Raw genomic sequence first — 4,238 nt, 5'->3', positions numbered from 1 at the left:
CGGACGAGCGCGACCGCGTCCCGCTTGAACTCCGCCGTATACCGCTTGGCCATGTTGCTCTTGATTCCCACCTGGTGCTGCTTCCTCCGGGCTTGCATCGCCCAGTCTCCAGGTGTCCAACCTCAAGGGGAAACTTCAGGTACACCGCGGCAAAATCCTGGTGGTGCACCAACGCAAGCACCAAGAAGAACTGCTGGAGGCGGGGCTCTCGACCGATCCGGTGCTGCTGCACCACCAAGGAAGCATCAGCTAGGACCTGGACTTTTGGTCCCAGCTTTGGCCCCATTCACCCCCGTCCAGCGGGGCTTCGGGGGGCACTGGGGCAGCTTTCCAGAGCAGGCCAAAAGCTGAAAAGCACCAGGGCCCTGATCGCGCTGCGATCGGGGCCCTGGCTGCGGCTCTGCAATGTCCGTCAGCAGTCATTCACCCCGCCGTCGGCGGTGCGCTGATCGGTGACCACCCCTGTTCCAGGATCGAGTAAGTGATCGAGCCGCGTCACGCGCCTCTGACGAAGACGTGGTCGCGGATTCGGCCGTCCTCGGTCATCCTGGCCCGGAGGAGGACGCGGGCCGGAGTCTTGTTCAGGGGCGATCGGGCTGCCCAGATTCGGTGCAGGCCGAAGGTGTTGAACGCAAGCGCGCACAGCAGATGGACGGTCTCCGTGCCGAGCCCCTTCCCCACTCGGCAGGGTGCAGGGCGAAGCCGATGGTGGCCGCCTGCTGGGGCTCGGTTGCCAGGCGGCCATAGCCGACGAGTTCGTGCTTGCCGAGTTGGGTGACGGCGAGGCAGTACTCCATCCTCGGGCTGTCCTTCGCCGACGCGATCGAGCGGTCGGTGATCAGCTGGACGTGGTCCGGGGTGCGAGGCTCGAAGCTGAGATGCCGGGTGGCCTCTGGGCCGCCGTAGATGGCCAGGAGGGCGTCGGCATCCTCGGGTTCGACTTCGCGCAGTGTCAGGCGGGGCCGGCCAGGTGCGCCGTGGTCACGGTTGTGGAGCCTACCGGCGCGGTCACCGGATGAGCCGACGTCGGGCTGGCGTGATTCTGCGACCAGTCTCCCCGGGGTTGCCACTGTGGGCTTTCGACGACAAGTCAGGTCGTTGAAGACGAACTGGTCATCAGACCTGCGAACGAGGCGCCCGGCGTGAGAAGCTGAGGAGCGGCGGTAAATCGCCTGTGGGCCCGCTGGCGAGCGTCGGCAGTGGGAGCTGATCTGGGCCGTGCCAGATCCGTGCCAGAACGGGCGGTGAAGGACGGTCAGCAGAGGTCAGAACTGAATGCGCCACGGACCCACCTGATCGGGTATCGCCGCAGGTCAGAGGCGCTTTCGGCCTCGGAGGCCCAAAGATTCCCAAGCTTATAGCGCGAGTTCGATTCTCGTCGCCCGCTCCAGCAGTAAAGGCCCAGCTCAGGGGCATGATCCCCGAGCTGGGCCTTTTGCTTTCCGTGGGCCGTTTCGGGCCCCGTGTCCCCTGCGTGCCCGTTAGGCCGAGGGAGCCTCTTCGCCGCGGGCGGTCGTGCCCCGGCCGAGCTTCTGGTTGATCGCCGCGTCCATGCCGTCAGCGATCTTCTTGTCCCGCTCGCTGGCGGCGTGTTGGTAGATCAGCGCGGCCCGAACGGAGGCGTGCCCCATGCGAGCCATAAGCTCCTTGAGACTGGCGCCTGTGGTGGCTGCCAAGGTGTTGCCGGTGTGCCGCAGATCGTAGAACCGGAAGTCCGGCATGCCCGCCTTGTCGCGTGCCTTCTTCCAGATCCGGCCGAAGGAAGTCCGGCGGAACGGGGCACCCTTCTCACCGACGAACAGCAGCCCCTTCGGACCCTTCTCGGCGAACAGCTCAAGGTGCATCTTCACGTCCGGGAGTACTACGGCGGGGATGGTCACGGTGCGTCTCCCGGCCTCGGACTTGGTGTCGCCCACGACCCGCCGGCCGGTGTTCAGCTCAGGAGCAGCGAGGCGGACCCGCACGGTGCCGGCGGCGAGGTTGATATCCGAGCGGCGCAGCTCGGCGAGTTCTTCCGGGCGGAGCGTGGTGAACGCGGCCAGGAGAACCATGGCCCGCCAGCGGGCGCCGACCAGTTCGGCCAGCTCATAGACCTGTTCGATGGTCGCGGTCTCGCGTTCCTCCGATGACTCCTTTCCTGCACCCTTGATCCGGCAGGGGTTCCGGCGGATCAGCTCGTCGTCGGTGGCGGTGGCGAGGATGGCCTTGAGCAGGCGGTATGCCTTCGCAGTCGTGATCTGCTTGCCGGTGGCGAGCAGGGCCGCGCGCCAGGCCCGGACGCGAGGCGCAGTGATCTCGTCCAGGTTCCAGGCACCGAAGGCGGGCGCGAGGTGCAGCCGGAGAAGCCGGCGGTACAGCTCGTCCGTGGTGGCCATCAGCCCACGCTCGGTGATCCACGCTTCGGCGTACTCAGTGAAGTTGATCGCTCCGGCATCCGGATCACGCCAGTCACCACGCGAAAGGTCGGCCTGGGTCTCGGCCAACCAGATCTCCGCTTCCCGCTTGGTGCGGAACGTCACCGGGGCCGGCCGGAGAACACCTTGCGGGTCGGGGTAGCGCGCCTGATACCGGCCGGACGGGAGCTTGCGGATGCGGCCGAACTGCCGCCGCTTGCCGGCCATCAGGCCACCGACCGCAGGGCGCGACGGGTGGTCAGCGGCTGCACGGTGTTGGCCGCCATGAACTCGGCCAGGGCCGCAGGCGCGATGCGGACGTGGCGGCCGACCTTGATGAAGGCGATGCGGCGTTCGGCGACCAGGCGTCGAGGGAACCGGTCGGTGGTGCCGAGGAGGGCGGCGACCTCGGCGATCGTGAGGAGGTGGTCAGGCAGGGACATGGGTGGTGGGTTCTCCTTCCGTTCCTGGTGCGGGGGTGAGTGCTTCGGCGAGCCAGCGTTCGCCTGGGGTGAGGCCGATGCCGGCGAAGGTCCAGTGGGCGAGGACGAGGGTTGTGGGCTCGGTGGACTCGTCGTCGGCGGCCGGGGGCGGTCCGTCGGTGTGGGTGGTGGCTTGGGCTCTGCGCCAGGCGGCGCGTGCCTCGCGCAGGGCGCCGAGGGTGGTGGAGTAGCGGCGAGTCTTGGTGGAGAAGTGGCCGCGGAAGCCGAGCATGTGAGCCCAGGCGCGCAGCCGGAGTTCTTCGAGCTCGGGGAGGGCGCCGAGGGTCCAGCAGGTGCGGATCAGGCGGCGGGCGTGTTCGGAGACGTCCAGGTGGGCCAGCTCGGCGAGCAGTTTCACCGGGCGGTCGAGGGTGCCTGTGGCAGTCTCGGCGCCCTTGGTGGCGTACTTGGCGATGTAGGCGGCGACGGCGCGTTCGGTCAGGGCGGTGCCGGCGGCGAAGTCGGCGGTTCGGATGGTGCGGATGTCGAGCTGGCGGCCGAAGGCGAAGGTGTGGGCGGTGCCGTCGAGGACGGGCCCGGGGATCTCGGTGGCGGCGACGGCGGCGCGGATGGCGTCGGTGAGGAGTTCAGCGGTGGCCCAGGCCGGGGGTGGGGTGTCGCCGCCGGCGGGGCCGTCGAGGCGGATGACGGCGTGGAAGTGGACGGCGCCGCGCTTTTGGTACTCGGCGACCTTGGCGAAGGAGATGCGGGCGTGCTCGCGGAAGTCGCGTTGGGTCAGGCCGGCGCGCTTGGCGACTTCGCGGCGCAGGTAGATCGAGAAGCGGGCCCAGATCTTCCCGGCGTGAGCGTTCCAGAGCACTGCGGCGCGGTAGTCGTAGGTGTCCGGATTGATTGGTGTGCCTAACTCGGGCGCGCCGTCGGCGTGGTGGGTGCCGCAGCGGCAGCGGCCGTTGGTGAGGCGGTTGTGGACGGGGCCGAAGCCGGGGGCGGTGAAGGTGGCGAAGACCCGGGGGTGAGCGGCGACCGTGGCGGGGGCGCCTTTGCCGCCTGTGAGTCCGGCGGTGATCAGGTGGTAGGTGTCGCGGCGGTAGGTCTCGGCGCAGGCCGCACAGCGGGTGGTGCGGCGGTTGTTGCAGCGGACCAGGAGGTGACCGGCGGCCAGGTCAGCGGATTCCAGGTGGTGCAGGACTTCGCCGGTGACGGTGTGGACTTCGGTGCGGTGGCCATCGAGGCGGATGGGCCGGCCGCAGCCGCCGAGGCCGGCGAGTTGGCGCATGAGGGCGGGCATGGTTCCGAGCTGGGCGAGGGCGGCTAGTACTACAGGGATAGATCTCGATTGGCGGGTGCGGCAGGATGTTCTGCTGTGAGTGCGCGAGGGCAGGTCGACGATGAGGTGACGGCG

General features: G+C 68.7%; 4 protein-coding genes and 1 pseudogene. 1 reads left to right on the top strand and 4 read right to left on the bottom strand.

Annotated elements, in window-relative coordinates; all coding sequences use genetic code 11:
* Positions 1-112 precede the first annotated feature (112 nt).
* Positions 113-253: a hypothetical protein gene (locus tag ACZ38L_RS38680; RefSeq protein WP_465702698.1), complete on the top strand. Its 141-nt coding sequence runs from the start codon at positions 113-115 to the stop codon at positions 251-253.
* Between the two features lie 242 nt (positions 254-495).
* Here the strand turns inward: ACZ38L_RS38680 and ACZ38L_RS38675 are convergent.
* From ACZ38L_RS38675 to ACZ38L_RS38660, 4 genes and pseudogenes are all read right to left on the bottom strand, one after another.
* A pseudogene (locus tag ACZ38L_RS38675) lies at positions 496-1,070 on the bottom strand (GNAT family N-acetyltransferase).
* A gap of 411 nt (positions 1,071-1,481) precedes the next feature.
* Positions 1,482-2,621 (bottom strand): tyrosine-type recombinase/integrase, encoded by a 1,140-nt coding sequence (locus tag ACZ38L_RS38670; RefSeq protein WP_465702696.1) that lies wholly within the window; start codon positions 2,619-2,621, stop codon positions 1,482-1,484.
* The gene (locus ACZ38L_RS38665; protein WP_465702700.1) at positions 2,621-2,830 is read right to left on the bottom strand and encodes an excisionase family DNA-binding protein; all 210 of its coding nucleotides are present in this window, start codon (positions 2,828-2,830) and stop codon (positions 2,621-2,623) included. The genes ACZ38L_RS38670 and ACZ38L_RS38665 overlap by 1 nt, the downstream gene beginning before the upstream one ends.
* Entirely contained in the window at positions 2,823-4,124 is a 1,302-nt protein-coding gene (locus ACZ38L_RS38660) for a replication initiator (RefSeq protein ID WP_465702694.1), read from the bottom strand. Before ACZ38L_RS38660 ends, ACZ38L_RS38665 begins: the two co-directional genes overlap by 8 nt.
* Positions 4,125-4,238 lie beyond the last annotated feature (114 nt).

The sequence above is a fragment of the Kitasatospora sp. NPDC024654 genome, assembly GCF_055559155.1.
Note: the sequence above shows the minus strand (reverse complement) of the source record. Positions and strands in the feature narration are given on the sequence as shown.

Bases quoted from the DNA above. Each gene is read 5' to 3' on its own strand.
- ACZ38L_RS38670 (WP_465702696.1), bottom strand. From the start codon at position 2,621: ATGGCCGGCAAGCGGCGGCAGTTCGGCCGCATCCGCAAGCTCCCGTCC.
- ACZ38L_RS38660 (WP_465702694.1), bottom strand. From the start codon at position 4,124: ATGCCCGCCCTCATGCGCCAACTCGCCGGCCTCGGCGGCTGCGGCCGG.